We start from the raw sequence: 26137 nt of genomic DNA, 5'->3' as shown, positions 1-26137 counted from the left end.
TAAACAGCCGACTTTTAATATTATCTGCGACTTCTACGCATTACTTCGATATTTTTAAGAGACTCGCCGGTGCCGATTGCAACACAGTCAAGCGGATCTTGGGCAATAAAGACAGGAACTTTAGTAGCTTCTGAAATTACATCTGGTAAGTTCTTAAGCAGTGCGCCACCACCAGTTAAAACTATTCCGTGATCAATCACATCAGCAGCAATTTCTGGTGAAGTTTGCTCAAGTGTTTCTTTAATTGCAACAATAATATCTTGGACAACATCCTGAATTGCCTCAGAAACATCGACAGCTTTTACATCAACGGATTTTGGCAGACCCGTGACTAAATCACGTCCGCGAATATTCACTGCCTCAATATCCTTTGCTTTATCAACCGAAGCTGAGCCAATCTGGATTTTAATATCTTCAGCTGTCCGTTCACCAATAAGCAAGTTAAAGTTTGAGTGAACGTAATTCACAATAGCAGCATTAAACTTATCACCAGCTTGACGAATTGAAGTTGAAGAAACTATCCCGCCTAACGAAATAGTAGCAACATCAGTTGTTCCCCCACCAATATCAACAACCATTGAGCCAGTTGGGTCCATTACTGGAAGACCGGCACCAATAGCTGCGGCAAAAGGTTCTTCAATTACATAAGCTTCACGAGCACCAGCAACACGAGCAGCATCGATGACAGCCCGCTTTTCTACTTCAGTTACTCCTGAAGGAACGCAAATCATTACTGAAGGTTTCGCGTTACCAACTGTTTTTTCAATAAAGTACTTGAGCATCGATGCGGTTGTATCATAATCCGCAATCACACCGTCTTTCATTGGTCGAATTGCAACAATTGATGATGGTGTTCTACCAATCATTTCTCTTGCTTCTGAACCGACAGCAATCACTTTATTAGTTTGTGTATTTTTGGCAACAACGGAAGGCTCCCTTAATACAATACCTTTGCCTTCCATATAGACAAGCGTATTGGCGGTTCCTAAATCGATGCCAATGTTTTTTGCTCCTAATCCAAACACGAAAATCTCTCCTTATTCCTGCAGTCTCTAAATCTTGAATAATTATAGCATAAAGTGCAATTTAAAAAAGATTTGCGGTGTAACTTTAAGACGAACTTAAAACAATTGGTGTTCGCGCATACTTAAATAACGCCCTTTTCCTACAATAAAATGGTCTAAAAAATCAACATGCATCATCTCTGATGCTTTTTGCAACATTTTGGTTAATTCCAAATCACTTTGTGAAGGAATCAAGTTACCACTGGGATGATTGTGAACTACGAATATACCTGCACAAGGATATATTACTGCCCAGCGGAAAATCTCACGTGGATGTGCAACAGATTTATCCAAAGTTCCCCTAAACAGGCATTTTTCAGCAATAATATGATTGCTGTTATCAATATAAAAAGCCCACAGTTCCTCTTGCTTGCGATTGGCTAATTTATTAGTCAGATACATGCCTACCTCATTACTAGAAGTCAACACATCATCACGATCAAACGACGCCATTCGCAATCTTTCAAGCAAATCTTCACTTATAATAGCTATATTCTCAGGACAATTTGCGCCCGATAAATATTTAAATAAATCGTTAAAATCATTTAACCCTAATCCTTTTATTTTTTGGATTAGTTGTTCAAATTCAGTAATTCCCTCTTCCTTTAATTGACCAAATAAAGTACTCAACAATTCCATATCCGTATTAATTAAATAGTGCTTGGACTTCATAATTTTCATTAAATCATTCCTTTCACTATTAAATACGTATAAAATCACCGAAATTGCTTTAGAACTGCAAAAAAGTCTTTACAAATGCACGTGGCAATTTCATGATCCTTTTTGCTAGCCGGTATTAGTTCTGGAACCATCATGCATTTGATTCCAGCGTTTACCGCTGATTGCAGCCCTGGTGAAGAATCTTCAAATGCCAGCAAATTAGTTTTTGCAACCCCAATTTTTTTGGCAGCCAACAAGTAAATATCCGGTGCTGGTTTAGGTCTAACGTGATTTTTTAAAACGTCATCATAATTTAAGTGAAACTGAAAATAATTTCGCGTTCCCGTCACCCATAAATTATGCTCTACCACATTCTCTGTATTACTAGTGACAATAGCCATCGGTATGTCACGCTCATACAAAAAATCTAAGGTTTCTTGCACTCCCGGACGCAGCTTCAGCTTTCCCTGGTCAGTCCATTGCCACACCAGTTCATCAGTTCTTTTAATAAACCGATCACGTTGAGCACTACTTTCAAAATACTCATTATAAAAATTTTGCATATCATTATTAGTTGAACCAACCAACTTTAAGTACATATCATCTGGAGTTGATAAATTGGCTTCATGAGACGCTTGAATATTCGCCTGCCAGTATAATTCTTCTGAATTAACCAGTAAGCCATCCATATCAAGAAGCACACCATTAATTTCGTCAGTGCTGTTTTCTATCCTCATTCTTTTCCTCCATTTGCAGGATGTTGCCCACCAAATAAAACGAACCTGTTACTAGCAGTATATCATTTGCCTGGCTAGCTTGTCTCATCTGGGTATAGGTTTTTTGCCAATCCGAATGATATTCGTATTTTTCCCGAACTTCTGGTGGAAAATCGGCTTCTTTAGCCGCCCGTGGATAGTCAATTGTTGTAAGCATGACGCGGTCAGTAGGTTTAAATAGAGCAAAAACTTCTGTTAAATCTTTATCTTTCATCATCATGATCAAAATTCTAATTATTCCATGCCGTTTTTGCTGCTGCTCGTGAGCAAAAGTTAACAGATTTTTCATTGCTTGAATATTATGAGCACCATCAAGAATAATTAGCGGTTTGGTCGCCAAAATTTGATAACGACCTGGAATAACAGTTTCATTAATTGCTCTTTCAATTTGAAGATCAGTTAACTTCAAATTTAATAACTTAAAAGCCTGAACCGCCACGGAAATATCAATTCCTTCTACCTTAGGCCGGGCGATAAAAGATAGGGCGCTGTTTCCGTCACGATATATCATGTCCTTATTTTGCTCAGTTTCCATTCTAAAATTCTTGTTCCAGAGCTTCACAGGGGCATTTTCGTCATTGGCCTTAGCTAAAATAATTGGTAATACTTCTTCGGGAATATTGCCTAAAACTACCGGCCGATTTTTCTTGATAATGCCACTTTTTTCGCGGGCAATATCCTTAAGTGTTGGGCCAATAATTTGTTCGTGATCAAGCCCTACTGTTGTGATGACACTTACTTTTGGGGTAATCACATTAGTTTTGTCATGTTCACCACCTATGCCCACTTCAATCACGGCAAAGTCACACTTTTCCTGAGCAAAATAAAGAAAAGCCATCGCCACTTCATATTCAAAAGTCGCTAATGCAAAGTCAGGTTCAGTTTGACGAATCTTGCTAAGAACTTTTTCAATCTGATTAGCCAAATCAATGAGACGGTCATCACTGATGTTTTGTCCATTTAACTGAATTCGTTCATTAAATTCGAAAACATAGGGTGAAACAAAAAGGCCGGTCTTTTGACCAGCCTTTTGCAACAAATTACTTAAATAATAACAAGTTGAACCCTTACCATTAGTGCCCGTGACATGAACGGTTTTTACTTTATCCTGAGGATTGTGTAAAGCAGCCAAAGTTCTTTTAATGTATGATAAATCTGCTTTTTCATGAAACTTCGGTAGCGAATATAAATAACTAATCACATCTTGAGTATTGGTAAAATTCACATTATTCACTCTTTTTCAATTCTTCAATTCTCTGGCGAACACTGTCAAGTTGACTTTCATAATCAGCTTTTTTAGCTTTTTCTTTGTCGATAACAGCTTCAGGAGCATGGGCAACAAAGCCTTGATTGTTCAGCTTCTTGGTTGAACGCTCAACTTCACTAACCAGATCTTTTTCTTCTTTTTCCATTCGCTTGATTTCATCGTCAATGTTAACCAAATCAGCTAATGGAACAAAGATTTGTGCTCCTGAAATAACTGCTGTCTTAGCTAATTTTGGCGCAGCAAGTTCAGTTGCAATAGTCAACTTCTTTGGGTGCAAAAAGTTCTTAACGTACTCTTCATTATCAGTCAGAATTTGTTCGTTTTCGGCATCTTCAAGTTGAATCATGATGTCAATTGGTGATGATAATGGAGCATTAACTTCAGTACGGATGTTCCGAACAGCCTTGATCACTTCAATTAAGAAAGCCATATCGTGATTTGCTTTTTCATTAGCAAATTCTGGGTGTACTTCTGGATATTTAGCAGTCATGATTGACTGACCATCATGCGGCATAGACAGCCAAAGCTTTTCAGTAACAAACGGCATAATTGGGTGCAAAAGTCGCAAAGTTTGGTCAAGAATCCAAACGAGGTTAGCTTGCTTTCTTGTCTTCAGTTCTTCATTTTCACTGTTTAAAGCAACCTTTGAGATTTCAATATACCAGTCACAAAAGTCATTCCAGATAAAGTTGTATAATTCTCGGCCAGCCTCACCAAATTTATACTCATCAAACAACCGAATAACTTCACTAACAGTGTGATTTAAGCGGTCGAAAATCCAACTGTCTGCCAGGTCAAAATTGGCAGTATCTGGCATATGAGCTGGCTGGGCATTTGCTGGCAAGTTCATAATTACAAACCGTGCGGCATTCCAAATTTTATTAATAAAATTCCATGCCGAAGCAAGCTTCTTAGGGTTATAACGTGTATCTTGGCCAGGAGCAGTTCCATTAAGTAAAAACCATCTTAGGGCATCTGCGCCGTATTGATCAACAACATCCATCGGATCAACACCGTTACCGAGCGATTTACTCATCTTTCTGCCTTGTTCATCACGAATTAAGCCGTGGAGAACAACATCTTTAAACGGACGCTTCTTGGTAAAATGAAGACTTTGGAAAATCATACGTGAAACCCAGAAAAAGATAATATCGTATCCAGTAACCAAAGCATTAGTTGGGAAATAGCGTTGGTAATCCGCAGAATTTTCATCAGGCCAGCCCATCGTTGAAAATGGCCACAATGCGCTTGAAAACCAAGTATCTAAAACATCTGGGTCTTGCTCCCAATTTTCGCTATCCTTTGGTTCATGCTCGCCAACATACATTTCGCCAGTTTTTTTGTTATACCATGCAGGAATACGATGACCCCACCATAACTGGCGCGAAATTACCCAATCATGAACATCTTCCATCCAGTGATTAAGAGTTTGCTCAAATCTTTCAGGAATAAAGTTTACTTTATTTTCAGTCTTTTGATTTTCTAAAACCTTTTCTGCTAACGGCTTCATTTTAACGAACCATTGGGTAGACAGACGCGGCTCAACTTGAACACCAGAACGCTCTGAGTGACCAACAGAGTGAACAATTGGCTTAACTTTAATTAAATAGCCTTGATCTTTTAAATCTTTGACAACTGCTTCACGACATTCGAAACGATCCATGCCTTCGTATTTACCAGCATTTTCGTTCATCGTACCGTCATCATTCATGACATTAATTCGCTTCAAATTGTGGCGATTGCCAACGGCAAAGTCATTCGGGTCGTGAGCTGGTGTAATCTTTACTAAACCAGTTCCAAATTCCGGATCAACATGTTGATCTTCAATAATCGGAATATGACGGCCAACAAGTGGTAAAATCAATTCTTTACCGACAATATCTTTGTATCGTTCATCTCCATGAGCTACCGCAACAGCAGTATCACCAAACATGGTTTCTGGACGAGTAGTTGCAATTTCAACAAACCCAGAACCATCGGCAAATGGATATTTAATATGATAAAAAGCACCTTTATCGTCTTGGTGAATAACTTCAATATCACTCAGTGCCGTTTGCAGTTCTGGATCCCAATTAATGATATATTCACCACGGTAAATTAATCCTTCGTTGTATAGTTGAACGAAAACCCGCCGAACAGCTTTGGACAAGCCTTCATCTAAAGTGAACCGTTCGCGAGAATAGTCAAGTGACAAGCCCATCTTTGCCCATTGACTCTTAATAATATTGGCGTATTCATCTTTCCAGTCCCAAACTTGCTTAACGAAAGCTTCTCTGCCCATCTGATGACGGTCTTTGCCCTGCTTACGCAGTTTTGCTTCAACTTTAGCCTGTGTAGCAATTCCGGCATGATCCATTCCGGGCAAATAGAGTGTGTCATAACCTTGCATTCGTTTATATCTTATTAATGTGTCTTGAATCGCTGTATCCCAAGCATGACCCAAATGCAGCTTACCAGTAACATTGGGTGGAGGAATAACAATTGAATAAGGGTGAGCTTTTTTATCTCCAGAAGGTTTAAAAAGATCTTGATCAAGCCATTCTTGATACCGGCCTTCTTCAACCTCATGGGGATCATATTTAGGTGCTAAATCTGACATAATTTTTCTCCCAATAAAAAAATCCTAGACAAATTGTCTAGGACGATCTAATTTAACCGCGGTACCACCTAAGGTTAAGCAAGTTAAAACTTGCTTCTCTTGAAAGTGATAACGGTGAACTTACCGGATTAGCCTACTAATAGTTCAGCTAACCAGCTTAATCAAGCTACCAATTAACCTTCATTCGGCCTTTCACCAACATTGGGCCTTTCTCTATTTATAAGGTTAATACCTCTTGATTTTTGCTTTGCTAGCATTATAACATGTTTTTTAAAGTAGTGCAGTATCTTCTTCGGCTTTATCAGCCAAGAACTTTTCGTCAGGATAAATTGGCGTTACTTTAATACCTGCAAGTGCACGCTGAATTAAGCCATCAACATCAAGCCGAGCTTCATATTCCCGTGCCTTATCAAGTCTAGGCTTAGTTTTAGGACGTGGGGGAGCAAAAATTGTACAACAGTCTTCAAATGGTTGAATTGATAAGTCAAATGTTCCAATTTTTTCAGCTAAACTGATAATCTCTGTTTTATCCATCGTAGCAACGGGACGCAATACGGGAGTCGTTGTTACATCATTAATGGCTGTCATTGATTCAAGCGTTTGCGAAGCAACTTGACCAACAGATTCACCGTTGAAAATTGCTAGGTCTTTTCTTTTTGCCCGAATTTGGTCAGCCAGTCGCAACATAAAGCGGCGCTGAACCGTCATTAAGTAACCTTCAGGAATTTTTTCTTTAATTATTTCTTGAATTTCCGCAAACGGAACAGCAATAAAGTTAATTCGTCCGGCATAATTAGCCAAAATTCCTGTTAACTCCTTGGCCTTATTCAAAGCCTTCTCTGTCGTATAAGGCGGACTGTAAAAGTGGACCATTTCAATATCAACGCCACGTTTTAAGGCAAGATACGATGCGACAGGAGAATCAATCCCACCAGAAAGCATCATAACAGCACGCCCACCTGTTCCAACAGGCATTCCGCCTGCGCCGCGCAATAATTGGTTTGAAAGATAGATTGCGTCCTGGCGAACCTCTATACGTAAAACAAGATCGGGATGTTTCATTTCAACTTTTAAATCAGACATATGATCAAAAAGATAATCACCAATCATTAAATTTAATTCATTGGTATCATAAGCAAAATGATGATCACTACGCTTGGTATTGACTTTAAATGTCATGCCTTTTTGGTAAGTTTCTTTCATCAAGGCAAGAGCAGTTTCTTCAATTGCCTCAAGCGTTTTATCAACCTTAATTGTCGGTGAATATGTCTGGATGCCAAACACCTTTTTCAAATGTTGGTCTATTTCTTCAAACGGTGCACCATTCAATACGATGTGCATTCTGTCATGTTTAGGGTGAATCTCAACTTGTGGATAGTCGCGCAATACTTTGGTAACATTACCAGCCAAACGACCAATAAAATCTTTGCGATTTTTTCCCTTAGTTGAAAGTTCACCATAGCGAACCATAACTTCAGTATATTTCATTAAAAATTATTCTCCTAAATGATTAATTCGAGCAAAGTGACGGTAAATCTGGTCAAAAACCGCGATAAATTCATCCGCTTCTTCAAGTGTATTCGTTTCGTCAAAGCTCAGCCTAATGGCACTAGTCGCGATTTTATCATCAATATGCATAGCAATAAGAGTACTTGCCTCATCTACCTTGGTCGAAGCACAAGCAGAGGTTGTGGAAGTATAAATATCATGTTCTTCCAAAGTATGGACAAGTGTTTCGCCCCGAATGCCTTCTAGTGAAAAGCATAAAATGTGCGGAGCAAAATTATCGTTAACTGGTGAAAATATTTTAATTCCTGGCTTTTTCTGCAGATAATCAACAATCTTAGCTTTAATTGCTGCTTCTTTACCAGCCTTAGCTTTTTCATCAGTTAAAACTAAACGCATCGCTTTTGCCATTGCCGCAATTGCCGGTAAATTTTCGGTTCCTGAACGCATGCCTTTTTCTTGCCCTCCACCATCGTGAAGGGGTGCAAGCATCTTACCCTCTCTTTTATAGAAAACACCAATGCCTCGTGGTCCATGGAATTTATGCGCCGAAAGACTGGAAAAATCGACCCGCGGGGTGAATACGCGTGACCAAATATTTTTGCCTAATGCCTGAACATTATCTACATGAAAATTGATAGTCGGATAATTGCTTAACAGATCGCTAATCTCATCAATTGGCTGAATGGTGCCAATTTCATTATTAACACCCATTATTGAAACTAAGGTAGTATCTGAATCAATTGCGTTGCGAAGGTCATTGACATTAACCCGCCCTTGTTTATCAACTGGCAAGTGCGTAACCCGAAAGCCGAGGTACTCCAAAGTATTAAAAGCATTTGTGACAGACGCATGTTCAACACTAGAAGTTATCAAGTGTTTGCCAAATTTTCTTTTCTGAAAAGCCGTTCCTTTAATCGCCAAATTATTAGATTCAGTCCCACCAGAAGTAAAAAAGATTTCCTCGGTTTGTGTTCCTAATAAACTAGCGATTTGTTTTCGGGAGCTTTCCAATAATTGAAACGCCCGGTCACCTAATTTGTGCAAGCTTGACGGATTGCCCCAAATGGTTTGCGCGACTTGATCATAGGTACTTAAAACAGACGGATCAATTTTAGTCGTTGCACTATTGTCAAAATAAATCACAAACTTTACTCCCCTCAAAAAGCTCTAAATAGCTATTGTTAACTAATAAATTGTAACTTAAAAGCCCCAACGCTTCAATTGCAATTTAGATAAGGAAATTATAATTCTCTTTTTGCAGTGATAAGTAAGAAAGAACCGCTGCTTCCTTAATATTAGATGGAAAATTGCTCTAAAATAGTAACACTATTTTTGTGAATAATTCAAAAATTTTACTTTGCCAACAAAAAAGTACCGTATTTTGCCATTGATACAGTACTTTTTCGAATTTAAGGTTAGTTATTTTTCTTATCTGAATAATACGCATTTTCTAAGCGTTGATATGATCCTGGTTCCACTTTTTCAAGAGCAGTGGCGATGGTGTCAAGAGCATCTTTGTAATTAAATTCTTGGCTATACAATTCCATTGCCTTAGTTTGCGCTTTTTTAATTGTCTCATTACTTGAATACTTATTAGAATATTGCAAGGTCAGTTCTACTAAATCGGCACAGTTAATAATTTCGTCTGCTTCTCTTTTCAAACGTTCAACGTCATCTGAAATCTGAATTAATTCATTAGAAATTTTTTCCATGTTAATTCTTACTTCGCTAAGTTCCTTAGCAACATGACCGATTTCATTTACTACCAAGGTGTACATCTGCACAAAAGTATCAGGATTACCCGGCAGATTTTTCCGCTCCAAGCGGCGATATACTAATGAAACTTCTTGCTTAAAGCGATTGATTGAATCGTTGGCAACATTTTCGGAATCATATAAGCCATCAACGTCTTGTGCCATCTTGGTCTGCTTATCAGAAATTTCACGCAGACGCTCAAGCATGCTTAACCAAGAAGCCTTAATATCGGAATAGACTCCCTTTCCGTCAGCAATATTTTGAGTATCAACGGTATATTGCCGATTCATGTCATTTACTTCTTGCTCTAACTGCCGACTTTCAGCTAATTCACCGTGAGTTAACTCGTAACTTTCATCAATATGACGCAACTTCTCAACTAATTTTTTCGATTCAACTTGTTCGTGAGAAAGAAGGCGCTGAATTTTGTCCTGATTTTCCTCAACAAAAGGACGAGCCTTGTATTCTTTCGCTAAGACATCGTATAAGTTGGCAATTTCTTTTTGAATTTTACTAATCTTCTCATTAAGTTCATCGATTTTTAGATCTTGTAACAACTTACGCGCATCATCAACTTCAGTTCGCACTTTTTTAATTTCTGCTAGTACATCAATCTTGGTAATGTAATACTTCGACGACATCATTTTTTTGTATGAATCAGAAATTTCCCGTAGTTGATCCTGGAAAACCGTATCAAGTTCATGACGAGCCTGTCTGATTTCTGGTAATTTAGTTTTCACACCAGTTAATGCAACCTTGATTTTTGACAAGACTCGTTTTGCTTCTACTTGATCACCTTGTGCAGTTAGGCTTTTGGCTTCGGTAAAGTCACCTTCTATTGCAGACAGCTCACTTTCAATTTGGTCCAATGCTTGACCATACTCAAAAGAATCAGCCAAAACCTGCTTGCGCATATCCTGATAATTTTTATTTAAATCGTCAAGCTGCATTTGATTTTCGCGATTTGACTCTAAAAGTTCAGTAAAGACTTCCTTAGTATTTTTTGCATCATCAAAAGTCGGTCTCATAATTTCCTGAGCTTGATTGATATTTTTCTTAGCCTTAAAAAGCTGATAATGAGCGTTTTGTTCAGCAGCCTTTTCAATCAAATCCTGAACTTCTGGAATCTTCTTCGTTGTGGTTTGATCATAATTTTTGCGCCAAGTAGTTAATGTCGTTAAACTCTCTCCCGCAAGATCCATTTTATCCAGCTTGATAATGTCTGCGTCCAAGTTCATTTTCTCAATCTTGGTAATCAAGTCGTCAAGCTCAATTATTTCCCGCAGCTGCTTTCGATTAACGATGAGCATAAATGCTATAATTAGAATGATGATTAAAATTGCAATTATTACAATAATTGACTGAGTTGATGACATATTTTTCCTCCAAAACTACTTCCAATTATACCAAACTTCTTTACCAGTGTGGGAACCTGATTTCAAGAAGTGCCAGAAGTATCTAGTTCATGAATTATCAGAGCTAATTCTTTACTAAAATTTACCTATATAATAGTTTTTTGCGATTATTTTCGTTACAAGTAAAAATTTAGTACTGACGACTTTACTACAGAATTAGTATTCATTTAACTTTTTTCTTGATTTAGTAGGAACAGCTCGCTATAATGTAGGGGTTGTAAAATATTTGCAGCTATAAGTGACAAGAACGTCAACATCTTAATACGTTTAAGTGAACGAGTAACCGACGCTGCAACAGGCGAAAATGAAAATTAAGATGCACGAATGTTGAACTTATACGTAATATTTTACTCCAAAAACTGTTATCAGATTTTATTGGAGGATTTTATGTCAAGATATACAGGTCCAAGTTGGAAACGTTCAAGAAGATTAGGTATTTCACTTTCAGGTACTGGTAAGGAACTTAGCCGTCGTAACTATGCTCCTGGTCAACACGGTCCTAATTCACGTGGTCGTTTGTCAGAATACGGTGAGCAACTTCACGAAAAGCAAAAGTTGCGCTGGATGTACGGCTTAAACGAGCGTCAATTTAGAACTTTGTTCAAGCGCGCTGGTAAAATCCGTGAAGGTGAGCACGGTACTAACTTCATGATTTTACTTGAATGCCGTTTAGACAGTCTTGTTTACCGTCTAGGCTTAGCTACTACTAGAGAACAAGCTAGACAATTAGTAAACCACGGTCACATTACTGTTGATGGCAAACGTGTTGACATTCCATCTTACGAAGTTAAAGTTGGTCAAGTTATTGGCCTTAAGGAAAAGTCAAAGAACTTACAACAAGTTAAAGATGCACTTGAAGCAGCTGCATCCCGTCCATCATTTGTTTCATTTGATGACAACAAATTGGAAGGTTCACTTGTACGTCTTCCAGAACGTGATGAAATGGAACCAGAAATTAATGAAGCTTTAGTTGTTGAATACTACAACAAGTTACTTTAATTTTTTATCCGCAAATCCCCTTTCCTACATGGAAAGGGTTTTTTGTTACTCGAAAGGAACAAGCAAACAATGTCCGATGATTTAAATACCAGAGTTGCCAATGCAGCACAAGGAATCACCCCCCAGACAAAGCCTGATGAACGCCGGCGCTTCTTAGGATCACTACGTGAGCGGGTTTTTGTCAGAATGACAAATGTGGAAGTTGAAAATAAAAAATTAACTGACCTATTTTTAGCTCACTTTCAGGACTATCTTAAATATTCACTTATAATTAACTGCAATGTGAATGATGATTTTTTAAGTCAAGTAGAAACCCAATGCAGTCAACATAACATTCCATTTACCATTGTCAGTGACGAAACTGCTAAAACTGGCCCAGATGATACGGCGATTTTGGTAGTTGCGCAAACAGCAATTAATAAAATGCGAATCGAAATTGCGCAAGTTTATCCACCAGAAATACCTAAAACGGAGCTGAGCCAACCAACTAAGCCTAAAAAAGTCGGTTTTTGGAAACGGATTTTTCATGGAGACAAATAATGAAACCTTTAGCATATCGAATGCGACCACAAAACTTAGATGAAGTTGTGGGACAACAACATTTAATCGGGCCCGGCAAGATAATTCGCCGAATGGTTGAAGCCAAACTTCTTTCCTCAATGATTCTTTATGGGCCACCGGGCATAGGTAAAACAAGTATCGCTAGTGCAATTGCTGGTTCAACCAAATACGCTTTTCGTAAACTTAATGCAGCAACTGATAGTAAAAAACAGCTTGAACAAGTTGCAGCTGAAGGTAAAATGAGCGGAACAGTAATCCTCCTGCTCGATGAGATTCATCGTTTAGACAAAGTTAAGCAGGATTTTCTTTTACCATTATTAGAATCCGGTCAAATCATTTTGATTGGTGCTACAACTGAAAATCCTTATATCTCGATTTCGCCTGCCATTAGGTCACGTTGCCAAATTTTTGAACTTAAACCGCTTGCTGAAACTGATGTTGCGAAAGCAATTGACCGTGCTTTAAGCGATCAGACCGAAGGCTTAGGCAAATATAAAGTTAAGCTAACTGCAGATGCCAAGCAATTATTAATTCAAAAAGGAAATGGCGACCTTCGTTCTACCCTGAATGGACTTGAATTAGCTGTGCGTTCTACAAAGCAAGAACTCATTATGGCTAAAAAAGATCCCGAAAAAGGTTTTACTATTAACCAAGACGAGATGGCTAATTCAATTCAAATGCGTAGTCAAAATTTTGATGCTCATGGTGATGGTCACTATGATTTAGTTTCCGCTTTCCAGAAATCAATTCGCGGCTCTGATACGGACGCTGCTTTACATTATTTAGCGCGTTTAATTGAATCTGGTGATTTAATCTCAATCTGTCGCCGGCTTAGCGTAATTGCCTATGAAGATATTGGTCTTGCTAACCCTGCTGCTGCCCAACATGCCATTACAGCCATTCAAGCTGCGCAAAGTTTAGGCTTTCCCGAAGCCAGAATCCCTCTTGCCAGTGCGGTTATTGAATTGTCGTTATCGCCCAAAAGCAACAGTGCGATTAGCGCAATTGATTCCGCTTTAAATGATGTTCGAAGTACTGATTACGGCAGTATCCCTGATGATTTAAAAGATGCACACTATTCTGGAGCAAAAAAATTAGGACATGGCACTGGCTATGTATACCCACATTCATACTCCGGCGACTGGGTGGCTCAGCAATACCTGCCAGACAAATTAACTGGTAAACAATATTTTGCGCCCAAAGGAAATTCAAAAATAGAAAAAGCCCTTAAAAAGCAATACGAGATTTTACGACAAATGCAAGACGAAGGCTTACGTAAAAAGTCTCATAATTAAGCCCAGTCATGCATTTTTATAACACAAAGAAGCCGTAAACCGACTTTATCGGTTTACGACTTCTTTTTTTATCGCTTATTTAAAACTAGAAGTTACCAGCTTTCACGTATTTGTTGATATCGCAAATATAATATTTGTGACCATTAATCTTGATTGGATCACCATAAACTCTTATCTGCTGACTCTTTCTTAGCATTCTTCTAGTTTGACGCTCTCCGTGTTGATTATAAATATATGCATTGTGCTTTAACCCAACACTTTGACCATCAATATTGTTGGCAGCAATATACAAGCCATCACTCAAACGATAGAATGGACGACCATTGATAGTCGTTTGCTTTTCAAAATTAAGCTTTGAGCCTGCCAAAACAATTAATCTGTTAGCTCGAATACCACTTTGATCATACAGATATGAATTATGCATAACTCTTTTTTCAATGATATTTTGGCTAGTTAAAGCGCTGGATGCGGCAACATTAGCCGTTTGAGCATTTTGAATAAGTTTACTACCAACATTTGCTGCTTTGACATAGCGGTTATGGGCAATAATATAGTATTTCTTGCCTTTAATTGTAACTTGAGAGCCGTAAGTTTTAATTTGCTTGCCCTTATAACGGATACCTGCACTCATAATTCGTTTGCCATGCTTATTATAGACAAAGGCATTATGACGTAAAATCCGGCTAGTAGATTGCACATTACCAACAGCTAAGTAATACTTCTTCTGCTTTGCACCTTGATCTACCAAAATGTAGAAATCGCGGCCATTAATTCGGGTAATGCCATGACTGGTAACGATTGAGCCAGCACCTAAAATAATTTGATTATCACGCTGACCATTAGCATTATACAAGTATGCATTGTGCATTAACATTACTTCTTCTGTCTTATTTTCAGGAATCTTATTATCCGGATTAGTTATTGGATTAACAACAGGATTACTAATATTGCTATCTTTTGGATAATTGTTTTGCAAAATCTCAGAAATAGTCTTAGGGTCAGAACTAATCAAGGATAAATGACTAACTGCTTGCGTAATTAGTGCTTTAATTTGCTCAGGATCGGATATCGAAGCAAGATTATCAGTTAAAGTTTTTCCTTGCTTAGCTATTTCCTTAGTAAGAATTGCCTTTTCAGCAGCCGAATAATCAGATCCGTCCTTATGCTTGAGTTCAGCCACAACTTTTTGTGCACTATTGATTGCGTCCGTAATTGCTGCATTAGCTATTTCCTTAATTGCAGTTAGCTTATCAGCCTCAATTGCTTCAGGTGTGTCACCTGTTACATGTTCATGATCGTTATATGCTTTAGCAGTAGCTGCAGTAACTGCGTGTGAACCGAACTTTTCATTCAGTTGCTCTAATGCATGTTGATACGTCTCCTTGATTTCTTGGTCAGCATTGTTTTTGGCGAGAGTCTTAGCTTGATTGATATAACTTTCAATGTTGGCTTTAAAATAATCAATTGCAGATTTAATCTGCTCAGCTTTACCTGTAGTATCGCCGACTGGAGCCACAATGTTATCAATCTCATTCCGGCTGCTTTTTGCATAATCATTTACTTTCTCAATTAATTTATCTTTATCCTGCTGGCTCAAGCTTTGATGAGAGTTAATTTCATTTTTAGCACGTTCAAGATTCCGTGAAATCTCTTCCTGCGCATTAAGCTTGTTAATTGCAGTCATTCCTTTGTCGTAAGCGTCATTGATGTTTTCCATCGTATTAGCTTGACCAAATGCACTAATACCGTCATTGATATCCGCAAGATATTGTTTATAAGCTTCATTATCACGCTGCTCATCAGTCAATTTATTAAATTCGGTTTGCAAGCCGCCAATCTGATCTGATCCACTCAGAGCATTTTCTTTTGCTTTGGCAAACCAGTCATTTGGCTTATGACCACTTTGCCATAATTCATCAATTTCCTTACCAACATCTTCTGGTATGTCTTTACCTTCATTAACCTTATCACTAGCAGCAGTAAATAGTTGGTCAATTTCTGCTAATGCATCTTTTTTATCATCCGGCGATAGTTGAGAAGCATTAATAATTTTAGATGCTTTGGCCTTTTTAGAAACAAGGTCACGCAGAGCAGTTGACTTATTGCCTTGCTGTTTTGCCTGCGTTATTAAATCAGCAAAACCAGCATTAGCAATTATGTCATCTGCCTTCTTCTTAACTTCCTGTTCATCTGAATCAGTAAGATCATTAATAGCTTGCTTACTGCTGTCATATAGTTGTTGCAATTTATTCTTAAATGGTATTTGCTCATCTGGCAACAGCTTAGAATTAATAATAGCAGTTAAAGCAGCAGCTCTTTCATTTTCTAGCTTGGCAATTGCTTCTTGCTTTGCCTGTACAACTCCTGCTTTTTGTTTCGTCAAATTAACAATGACGTCAATTCCCTTTTTACCAAAATCAGGAACTTGTCCTTCAGGTACACTACCGTTTAAAGCTGCACTAATATTAGCTTTGGCGTCATTCAAACTGTCTGGAGTTAAAGCAGTTAAGTTAACGTTATTAATCTGATCAATGGTCTTCTTTCTAGCCTGTTCAACCTGATCTTTTAGCGAATCAATCAATTCTTTTGCCAAACCATTCGGATTTTCATCAGATTTTTGATTTTGATCAATGGTCTTCTTAGCTTGAACGGCATAATCATTAATCGCTGCAATTGCAGTGTTCTTCTCAGTCAAAAGATCACTTGGTAATTTAGCATTATCGATTGCTGTAATTGCATTATCTTTTAATGATTGCAAATCAGCAGTCTTATCTGCTTTTAGAATAGCAGAAATACCATTTTGCAGTGCCTGGTCAATCTTATTTTCACCAGCTGTAATTTGAAGTGGATCAAGTTTGGAACTCGGATCAGACAGCGCTGCTTTAATTTCATCCGCATGTTTATTTAACTCGCCAATCAACTCATTTTTCTGCTGGAAGCCATCAGTCAAATTGGTAACAGCATCTTGGGCATCTTTAACAATTTGCTTCATGGTTGAAATTGGCTTTACGCCGGTTTGAGCCGTCTTCACATCGTTAACTGCCTTATCGTGCTCCTTGTCAATCAGACCCTTCATTGTATTAGCTATTTGACTTATTTCTTCAGGGGTCTTACCAATTTGAGCTGCCACCTGATCAACGATTTGATATGCATTCTGACTTGCCTTATCCAAATCACTCAGGGCCTTGTTTAACGCTTCAGATTGATCAAGATCTGTCTTAATCTGATCTAAACTTGTCTGCCCATTTCCTTTAGCAAGTCTTACTTCATCAATACTGCCTGCACCATCAAGAGCCAAATTGATAGCTGTAAGTGCTTCGTTAACTTGATTGGTTAAGCGATCATATTGTGTTTGATCAATCAAATGATTTTGCCACGATTGACTAATTTGATCTTTGAGTTTACCGGCCTGTTTAGTCAGGTCATCCCTAGCTGCCGCTTTTTCATTTTTCAGTGCCGAATCTTTGGCTTGGGCTACAATACCGTTAAGCGCCTTTTCACCAGCTGACTTAGCAGCATCAACCGAATTGACATCAGTGGCTTGATTGATAGTTGCTATTGCATCTTTTAGGCTCTGCTCAATTGCATTCTGATCATCTTCACCTACATCAGGATTATCGCGCGCCTGATCGGCAATGTTATTGAGCTCAGTTATTGCCTTATTTTTAGCAACTTGCAACTTAGCATCTATCAATGCTTGATTAATATTTGCGATTGCTTCTGCCTTTAAACCGGCAATATCTTTTGCATCAGCACCACTAATAATACCTTTTGCAGTATCATAAGCATTTTGTGCTTTTTGCTGAAAAGCAGCTACTTGTTCTGAAGTTAATCCCTGTTTTCCATTCTCATCTAAAAGATCAGCAATTTGCTTAAGAATTCCTTCCGTGCCAGTTTCAGGATCACCATTTAAAATAGCAGCCAATTCATTTAAAGCAGCTTCTCGCTGTTTCTTAGTATTTTCAGAATTAGCAATCGAAATAACGTTGTTAATGCCATTAAGCGCATTTTTTTCATCTTTAGCAACAAGTCCAGCATCAGTTTCAGCATCAATGTTAGCCAAACCTTGGTTAACCACATCGTTTAAAGCAGCTATATCTTTTTCATCAGTTAATTTAGTATGGGCATCAGCGCTGGCCTTTCTAATATTAAGTTTTGCCTGTGCTTTATTGATTGCTAGTGATGCTTCTTGTTCAATAGTTGTAATTTGATGGTTGCCATCAACTAATGCATCGCTTACTTCAGACTTATTCTTAGCTTTATCAATTTTTGTCGTAGCAGTTGTTAATGCTGTATCGATTAACTGTCCGCTATTCGTCGCTTTTTCGTAAGCACTACTTGCATTATCATAATCTTCTTTAATTGCTGCTTTTTCAGCAGTAGTCAAATTAGGATTATTTTGAATAAAATCATTATAGTCTTTAATAAACTGATCATATTGAGTTTTTAGATCGCTCTTAGCACTATTAGCCGCTGTTGTGATTGAAGCTTTCGCCTGCTCTTTTAAGCCTGCAAGGTCTAAACTTTCTGCAACAATTTTATCAATTGCATTTTCTCCGTCAGTTTCCGCCTTTTTGGCATCTTGTTCGGAAGTAGCCTTTCCGATATTTTGGATTGCAGTTGCCGAAGCATCTTCAATCTTTGCAATTGTTTCTTTCTTAGCATCATCTGTTAGAGTGCTAGAATTATTAATTTCCTGAATTACCTTGGCAACGTGATTGTTTAAGTTCTGCTGACTGATGGCAATAGCAACATTGACATCACTAACAATGTTTTTAAGCTCTGTTACCCCATCATCGGCACTTTGTTTAATTTGCTCAATCGTTTCCGGATTAGGGTCCTTTATTGCAGCATATGACTTATCATAGCTATCTTGAACCTCTTTCAAAAACTTATTCTTAGTTGGAAGATCAATGCTATCAAGCTTATTAATTTGATCAGTCACAATGCTCTTAGCAGTATTTAACTTGTTCCAAGCTTCCTCTTTAGCTCCTTGGAATGCTGCTGTCGTACCAATATTAGCTAATTTTGCCTTAGCAACATCTTTTTGGCGATCAATTCCATCAATAGCAGTCTCTGCCTCAATTGCTATTTTAGCTTGAGAAAGTGCATCCGTAATTTGGCTTTCATACTGATCTTTTTCTACGCCAGACAGTGAGGCATTAGCCTTAATTTCGGCTAATGTAGAATTAGCCAACCGGTCAAGTTCAGCCAAAGCATCTTGCTTATGCTTTGCTAGTTGCTGAACTTCTTCATCATCGGCAATACTATTAGCAACACTGTTCATGCTATTAATACCCAGCGTACTGTCTGAATTGATGTCAACAATACTGGTATCATTTTTAACTAGACCAACAGCCTTATCATAATAGCCCGTAATTGAATCAATGTATTTTTGTGCACTTTCCTTACTTATCTTATGATCCGTTGAAGCCTGCTCAATTACTGCAACATTTTTCTTTTTGGCAGTTAACAAATCATTGATTGCTGCTGATCTTGCAGCCTCAACTAACGCCTTAGTAAGAGCATCCTGAATATCAACTTTTCCTTGATTTGCAGCCGCATTTAAATCTGTAGTATTTTGTGCGGCCTTAATCTGGGTTGTTGCCAACTGTTCAGCTTGATTAATTAGGTCATTATAATATTCTTTATTAGTGGAACTTAATTGCTCATCACTAATTTTACTGATTTGATCACGAGCATCCTGTGCCTGCTTACTAATACTAGATAAAGCAGCTTCTTTTTGTGCCTTAAATTCGGTAGAAACTTTTCCAGTTGCATCCTGAAGAATGTTATCAATTTGTGAAACCAGTGCATCTGCTAACTTGCTGATAGCAGAAGTTGGCGTTTTTTCTACCGCATTATTGTAACTAACAATTGCAGCAGCAATTTGATCTTTAAAGCTCTGCTTTTCTTGATCATTTAAAACATCTAACTCGTCAATCTTTTTATTGACTTCATTTTGCTTAGCAACGATTGCATTATTGGCGCTACTGATGGCATTATTGCGCTGAGCAGTTTCATTAGCAGCTGCTTGCAAATCTGCTAATGCTTTAATTCCTTCACTAATATGCGTCTTTATTTCACTAAAGTCTTGACTAGTGTCAATTAAATCGCTATAGCCAGTTTTGTCTTGTGAAGTTAATAAGTTATTAGCTTCTTTTTCGTTATTAGCAATATTCTCACTTGTTAAACCAGAAATATTTCTAATATTATCTAAAACAGTATCACGTTTGTCCTCAAGTCTCTTTTTTGCTAGAATTTTAACTTCATTTAAAATATTTTCTTTTGCAGTTGCTTTGGCTGCAGAAACTTTTTCGGCAATATCAGCAATAGAACCATCTTCATTCTTGTCGCTTACTGAATCTATATTGGCAGTACCATTTTTTTGCTCGGTGCTAATTTTGTCATTTTCAGCAGTAGTTGTTTCTAATGCCTGCTCAATCTCATTAACATAAGCGGCAAGTTCAGCTTTAGCAACTTCCTTTTCAAAGAGATTCTTGGCCTGCATAACTTTATTTGCTATCTCTTGATCATTGTTACTACCATAAATTGATTTATTTGCATCAAAAGAAGGAGAATCTTTTTGAGCAGTCGCAACTAAAACAACTTGATCAATTGCATTTAGGTACTTTTGCTGTTCATCAACGTTTAAGCCACTGTTTTGCAATTTCAGTTTAGCAGCACTGGCAGCATTAGCTATTTCGATTTTAGCAGCGGCAAGTGTCTTTTCATTATGGACATTGGCAATAGCATCCCTTCCTGCAGAACCATCGTGATCACTACCAGCAAGAATTGCACTAACAGCTTGATTTAAAGCGTCCTTAATCTCACTAGCATCTTGGCTGTGCTGCTCAATTTGCTTATTGGCTTCTTGCTCAACTAATTTTATAGCCGCAATTTTATCTTGAACTGATTTGAGATTACCTTTGGCTTGTTCAACTGCAGTCTTGACTTGGTCTTCATTTTGAGCTAGATCAATGGTACCCTTTTGTTTGATAACATCATTGACCGCAGTAATTTCTTGGCCATCAATCAATCCATTAATTGCAGTTTGCTGCGTTTCAGTTAAATTATTATCTCCCCCCGCAGTCTTTAAATCATCTTTAACACTGCTTAACGACTCACTCAGTTCTTGTTTAAAATTATTCTTATAAGATTTTACAACTCCGTTAATATTCTCTTTTTCACTAGCCAAAATGTCAGCTAAATTATCTGCAGTAGTAGTAGATGACTTAATATTGTTTGTAGCAGTTACCAATGCTTGGTTAATTTTGTCTTTAATTGATGGATAAGCAGCCGACTGATCATTAGCTAATGATTGTAATTCGTCAATTGCCTTAGACTTTTGGGTTTGTAAATTATCATGAGCATTAGCCGTATCAATTGCCGCTTGAATTATTGCTAGCGCTTTCTTTTGCCTACTACTTACGGACAAATGATCTTTTGCCCCATATACAGAAGTATTTTCATCATAACCCTTTTCGGTTGGTTGTTTCGTGTAAGCATCTGCCTGGGCCATTGCTTGGTTGAAAGCAGCAGCCTGCTCTGGAGTTAGGCTTGCCGGTAAATTATTTTTGGCTTGGGTAATTGCTGCTTTGATCGCTTGTGCCGCTTCTTTTTGCGCATTAGCTAATGAAGCAATTTTCAAGTCAATTGCAACTGGCCGTGATCCTTCATCAAGAGCGAGCGGATCATATTCAACGAAGTTAGCATGCGGTGTCAATAAAATTTGAGTTTTTTCATCAAGATTAGCTGTAGTTGATGTCGGTAAAACTAACCTAAAGGAACCGTCATTGTTGACTTTGGCAGCAAATTGCTTTTGTTTAAGACTTCCATCGGAATCTGCGGTTTTACCATATGGGCTCTCAATCATATTGCCATTTTGTTCGTTTTTCGGGAACCAGCTAGTTATTTTGCCACTAGGACTCTTTAGGCTAGCTAAAATATAGGCATCAGTTCCGCCCGGAAGAATCTTATTGAATAAGCCATCACTTTCGGGTCCATCCTTGCTTTCTTGATAATTTAGCACAGATCCAGGTGCACCAACGACTTCTCTTGAGCCATCTTCATTGGTGACAACACTAACTTTAGTTGGATCTATGTCCAAAAAACCACTTGTATTAGCTGGAATAAAGCGAGCGTTGTTATATCCGGGAAGTAAGCTATTGGCAAAAATCTTAGAAATTACCTGAGCAAAGACTGTATCAAAAGTTGAATTTTGTTTACCTGCATCTTCTAAAATTGTCTTTAAGAACGGTATCTGGTTTAAAATAGCTGAAACAACAGGTTTTTTCTCTAACTCTTTTACATAATCAGATGTAATCTTGGTATTACCATTTAACATTTCAATTTTATTAACGTTGAGTGTGTCACTACCCTTTTGAACCTGCAAAACATGGTATGGCGGAAGCGCAATTGATCCCGTAAGACCAATCCCATTGAGTAAGTCACCTAGATCAAGTGCCTGGCGGACGTTAGTAATTGAAATCTTATTGTTCCCGATAATGCTGGTTCCTGGATTCTTATTTAAATGTGCATCCAATATTAAGGAACGAGGGTTATTAACAATAATTGAACCACCCTGGCCAGTATCCACCAAGATAATAGCGTTTCTACCAGTATCTACTCCTTCTAGCCGAGCTTCAAAACTACCATTTTGAACAGTAGCAGTTCCTTCAATCAGAACCAAAGTATCATTATATACGCCCATGTTCTGGCCAATGATGGTTAAAGAACCTCTTGGTCGAATATTAATGTCGCCACCATCATACAATAAATTTCTTCTCTTATTAAAAGCAGCAATATCACCATTAGTATTAATTTTGACATTTCCGCCATTTAGAATATTAAAGGCGGAAGTGTTACCCTTAGTGGTTTTATTAATATAAATGGCAGAAGCCTGTTTGTAATCGTAATCTGAAAAGATACCTGAACCAATATTAATATTCAAATCGCCTTGAACATTAACCGTTTCTTTATCGCCTCGCATTACGATTGCAAAAACAGTTCCAGTACCTTCTGCTGGATTAGCTTTAGTCGCATTAATACCATCGGCATTGCCACGAGGATCTAAGTTGACTGTTGCACCCTTAGCTACGTTGACGGTATTATTGCTACCATCCATCTGAATGATGTTACCCGCAATTGTTTTGCCGATAAAGTTACCTTCGTCAAAATCAATTGTGTTATCAGATTTGGTAAACTCAAATAATTGCTGGTTATCTCCATTGGAAGCAGTAGTACCAGGATATGGGCAATGAATTGTTTCCGCCAAGTTTTGGTCACCAACAAAATGGATGTGCGTTCTAGAACTTGAATAAACCATCTGTGAACCATGGAAATTAACGTTTTTAAATGTAATTACGGCTTCTTTTTGATTACCAACATTAGCCGTATCAATAACTCCAAAGAAATCAGCACTGTATAAATCTAAATTTTCATAGGTCAAGTCTAGAGAATTAGCAGAAGTTAAGTTAGGATGGTTGCCTTTAAAATCAATTTTGTGTCTACCCAAACCAGACGATTTAATCAGCAATTTTCTTCCTGTAAAATCAAAACCGGTAGTGCCATTATCTTGGTCAGCAGAAATATCATTCATAATATCGATTTCGTTAATTGTCGTATTAGCAGGAATCTTTTTTTGCTGATAGGCATTAACAAATTGACGCCAATTATATACCTTAGCAACATTGCCTTCTACTTGCGGTGTATCACCTATTATATCCACCAAGCCTAGGTTTTGGTTAGCTTTAGGTTGTTGTTTAGCCGGCTTAGTTGGTTGCTTATTGGAAGAATCATCTGGCAGCTTATTTTGCTCTAAATCATTATTAGTTTGGTCGCCTTTATTTTGCTTATCTTGCTTTTGGTTACTGTTACTAGTTCCAGAGTTAGCAGAAGCATTGTCATTTGTATCATTATTTTCCTTAGAGTCGGCCACTTCAGTAGAAGAATTGCTCTTTTCTGTCTCTTCATGGTTGGGAGCAGATGAATCATTAGTAGCTTTTTGGGTGACTTTCGACACCTTACTGTTCTGCTTTGTTTGAGAAGCTGAAGATTGATCTACATTGCTTTCTTTAAAAAACAAGCTTAAACCAGAATATGTTGTTAAATCTGGCTTATTACTTTTTTCTTCATTTAAGTCAGTATGATTATTTTCTTTTACTACATTATTTGCCGTTTTGGTAGTCGAATCTGTGGCAACCTGACTTGTTTGTTGTTCAGGACTAATTTCGCTTGCCTTAACAGATTCAGCATTTATACCGAAAAATGAAAAGCCTAATAAAACAGAAACTGCACCAATACTCAATTTGCGAATTGAATACTGGTCATGCTTATCTTGCATTTCCATTTGCTTCAATCGTTCTTGAAAATTATTTTTACCTAACATACAGATATCCTTTCTATTAACTATAGCCTATACATCTATACCGTAATATCTGTAATTATTAAAGTCAATTTTAAAGCTTTTTTAATATATTTTATAAAAGATTATAGTAAAAGTAATTATTAGAACGCTAAAATTATTATCATCATAGGCCTATTTTTCCTATTTTTTTATTAATAAATCCAGTTTATACGTATCTATGTATACATATAATATAAGACAAAACTAAATCAAATATAAAAAATGGTACAACCTGTATTTTCAACAAGTTGTACCACTTTTATTTTATCTATTTAGCTTTTAAAAATTGGCCTTCTTTACATATTTGTTTTTAGCAACAATGTAATAAAGCTTATTTTTAATTTTTACTGGTGCACCATAAGTCCTTACTTTCTTATGCTTGCGTAGAATTCTCTTACTTATGCGATTACCATATTGACCGTAAATAAAGGCATTATGCTTTAGTTTCAATTGCTTCGGATCAATATTGCCAGCAGCTATATACATTCCATCAGCTAAACCATAGTAGAGCTTACCATTAATGCGCTTAATACCAACCGTATCAATGATCGAACCGGCTCCAAAAATCAATTTATTGCATCTCACACCTTTTTCATCATATAGATAAGCATTATGCATGATTGTTTTTTCGACAGTTGCGTTTTCTTTCGTGCTTTCAGGAACGCTTACTGGCGTAACCTCAGCATTTTCTGTCTTAGGAACAATCTTCTCAATATTAACCTTGCTTGCCTTAATGTATTGGTTTGTACCAATGATAAAGTACTTTTCACCACGAATGTTGACTACATCACCATAAGTATGAACGGTCTCACCTTTCTTAATAACGCCCTGATTCTTAATCTTATTGCCGTACTTATCATAGACTGAAGCATCATTCTTTAGTTTTTGTACCAAATACTTAACATTGCCAATCGCCAAATAGTATTTTCTATTATTATCACCTCGATCAATCAAAATGTAGTACTGATTGCCATTAATATTTTCTATACCATAAGTCTTAACAATTGAACCGGCTCCAAGAATAATCTTATTGCACCTCTTACCGTCAAGATCATAAACATAAGCATTATGCATTAAGGTAACTTCCTCGGCATTGGCTACAGAGGTATCAACATCCTTATCTCCACCAGTTCCTGGCTTAGTTGCTACAGGTACTTGTGAATTACCAGAACCGTCTGATGAACTTCCAGAGCCACCCGAATTAGAATTATTAGATGAACCATTATTTGTTGCTTCAATTTTAGCAATAGCAGAACTTATATTATTTAAATCAGTTTGATTTTGTTCCTGTGCTTTAGCTAATTCTTCAGCAGTAGTCGACTCACTAATCCGTTTTGTACCATCTTGTTTGACCTTACTAATCTGTTCCTTTAACTGATCATATTGATCTTGACTTAACTTCTTAGCAGCTAAATCATCGTCAATTTGCTTTTGCAATTTAGCAGTGTCTTGGTCAAATTTAGTTTGCGCAGCAGCCTTATCAATTTCAACGTTAGATCCACCAATAATGGTAATTCCATCATCTCGATGCTTGTCGATTGAACTAGAATCGTCGGAATTATCGATCTGATCTTTAGCATCCTTAGAATTTTTATCAATCTGATCCTTAATATCCTTCTTTTCTTTGTCAGTGTATTTCGAACCATCCGGTTTCTTGGTCTCATCTTTATCAAGCTTGTTCTTGGCATTGGCAGCAGCATCATCTACTGCACCCTTGGCAATTGCTTTTTCTGCATCGAGTTCGTTCTTTTGAATCTCTTCAGGAGTATCACCAGTAACATTTTGATGAGTATTCCAAGCACTATCAGTTGCACTCGTGATAGCTTGAG

General features: G+C 37.5%; 13 protein-coding genes. 3 read left to right on the top strand and 10 right to left on the bottom strand.

Annotated features, from left to right (window positions below; translation table 11 throughout):
• Positions 1 to 20 precede the first annotated feature (20 nt).
• From J3U69_RS07380 to ezrA, 8 genes are all read right to left on the bottom strand, one after another.
• On the bottom strand, positions 21 to 1025 hold the full coding sequence (locus J3U69_RS07380) for a rod shape-determining protein (RefSeq protein WP_103751516.1): 1005 nt from the start codon (positions 1023 to 1025) through the stop codon (positions 21 to 23).
• 96 nt (positions 1026 to 1121) lie between these two features.
• Positions 1122 to 1745, bottom strand: a complete 624-nt coding sequence (locus J3U69_RS07375; protein WP_103751515.1) for a JAB domain-containing protein — start codon at positions 1743 to 1745, stop codon at positions 1122 to 1124.
• A 35-nt stretch (positions 1746 to 1780) separates the two neighbouring features.
• Positions 1781 to 2461 (bottom strand): HAD family hydrolase, encoded by a 681-nt coding sequence (locus J3U69_RS07370; protein ID WP_267413569.1) that lies wholly within the window; start codon positions 2459 to 2461, stop codon positions 1781 to 1783.
• Entirely contained in the window at positions 2439 to 3725 is a 1287-nt protein-coding gene (locus J3U69_RS07365; protein ID WP_267413568.1) for a bifunctional folylpolyglutamate synthase/dihydrofolate synthase, read from the bottom strand. Before J3U69_RS07365 ends, J3U69_RS07370 begins: the two co-directional genes overlap by 23 nt.
• 1 nt (position 3726) lies before the next feature.
• Positions 3727 to 6366, bottom strand: a complete 2640-nt coding sequence (locus tag J3U69_RS07360; RefSeq protein WP_267413567.1) for a valine--tRNA ligase — start codon at positions 6364 to 6366, stop codon at positions 3727 to 3729.
• A gap of 270 nt (positions 6367 to 6636) precedes the next feature.
• Positions 6637 to 7854, bottom strand: coding sequence for a tRNA uracil 4-sulfurtransferase ThiI (gene thiI, locus J3U69_RS07355; RefSeq protein ID WP_220221067.1), 1218 nt, complete (start codon positions 7852 to 7854; stop codon positions 6637 to 6639).
• 6 nt (positions 7855 to 7860) lie between these two features.
• Positions 7861 to 9018, bottom strand: a complete 1158-nt coding sequence (locus J3U69_RS07350) for a cysteine desulfurase family protein (protein WP_103751510.1) — start codon at positions 9016 to 9018, stop codon at positions 7861 to 7863.
• Between the two features lie 272 nt (positions 9019 to 9290).
• A complete protein-coding gene (gene ezrA / locus J3U69_RS07345; protein WP_103751509.1) occupies positions 9291 to 11006 on the bottom strand; it encodes a septation ring formation regulator EzrA in 1716 nt (571 codons plus the stop codon).
• A gap of 426 nt (positions 11007 to 11432) precedes the next feature.
• On the opposite strand from ezrA, the gene rpsD reads away from it, so the two are divergent.
• The 3 genes from rpsD to J3U69_RS07330 all read left to right on the top strand — a co-directional run bounded on the left by rpsD (position 11433) and on the right by J3U69_RS07330 (position 13900).
• On the top strand, positions 11433 to 12044 hold the full coding sequence (gene rpsD / locus J3U69_RS07340; protein WP_103751508.1) for a 30S ribosomal protein S4: 612 nt from the start codon (positions 11433 to 11435) through the stop codon (positions 12042 to 12044).
• A 69-nt stretch (positions 12045 to 12113) separates the two neighbouring features.
• Entirely contained in the window at positions 12114 to 12584 is a 471-nt protein-coding gene (locus J3U69_RS07335) for a YueI family protein (RefSeq protein WP_267413566.1), read from the top strand.
• Entirely contained in the window at positions 12584 to 13900 is a 1317-nt protein-coding gene (locus J3U69_RS07330) for a replication-associated recombination protein A (protein ID WP_103751506.1), read from the top strand. The genes J3U69_RS07335 and J3U69_RS07330 overlap by 1 nt, the downstream gene beginning before the upstream one ends.
• A gap of 85 nt (positions 13901 to 13985) precedes the next feature.
• Here J3U69_RS07330 and J3U69_RS07325 read toward each other — a convergent pair whose 3' ends face one another.
• Positions 13986 to 24290 carry an SLAP domain-containing protein gene (locus J3U69_RS07325; RefSeq protein ID WP_267413565.1) on the bottom strand — a complete coding sequence of 3435 codons (10305 nt, stop codon included), beginning with the start codon at positions 24288 to 24290 and terminating at the stop codon, positions 13986 to 13988.
• Between the two features lie 297 nt (positions 24291 to 24587).
• The coding region (locus tag J3U69_RS07320; protein ID WP_267413564.1) for an SLAP domain-containing protein at positions 24588 to 26137 on the bottom strand (1550 nt) is incomplete at its 5' end.

Source organism: Lactobacillus sp. B4026, from assembly GCF_026535825.1.
Lineage (GTDB): Bacteria > Bacillota > Bacilli > Lactobacillales > Lactobacillaceae > Lactobacillus > Lactobacillus panisapium.
Note: the sequence above shows the minus strand (reverse complement) of the source record. Positions and strands in the feature narration are given on the sequence as shown.

Excerpts from the sequence above, each read along its gene's own strand:
- J3U69_RS07375 (WP_103751515.1), bottom strand. The coding sequence starts at position 1,745 with ATGAAAATTATGAAGTCCAAGCACTATTTAATTAATACGGATATGGAA.
- J3U69_RS07370 (WP_267413569.1), bottom strand. The coding sequence starts at position 2,461 with ATGAGGATAGAAAACAGCACTGACGAAATTAATGGTGTGCTTCTTGAT.
- J3U69_RS07360 (WP_267413567.1), bottom strand. The coding sequence starts at position 6,366 with ATGTCAGATTTAGCACCTAAATATGATCCCCATGAGGTTGAAGAAGGC.
- thiI (WP_220221067.1), bottom strand. The coding sequence starts at position 7,854 with ATGAAATATACTGAAGTTATGGTTCGCTATGGTGAACTTTCAACTAAG.
- ezrA (WP_103751509.1), bottom strand. The coding sequence starts at position 11,006 with ATGTCATCAACTCAGTCAATTATTGTAATAATTGCAATTTTAATCATC.
- rpsD (WP_103751508.1), top strand. The coding sequence starts at position 11,433 with ATGTCAAGATATACAGGTCCAAGTTGGAAACGTTCAAGAAGATTAGGT.
- J3U69_RS07335 (WP_267413566.1), top strand. The coding sequence starts at position 12,114 with ATGTCCGATGATTTAAATACCAGAGTTGCCAATGCAGCACAAGGAATC.
- J3U69_RS07330 (WP_103751506.1), top strand. The coding sequence starts at position 12,584 with ATGAAACCTTTAGCATATCGAATGCGACCACAAAACTTAGATGAAGTT.
- J3U69_RS07325 (WP_267413565.1), bottom strand. The coding sequence starts at position 24,290 with ATGTTAGGTAAAAATAATTTTCAAGAACGATTGAAGCAAATGGAAATG.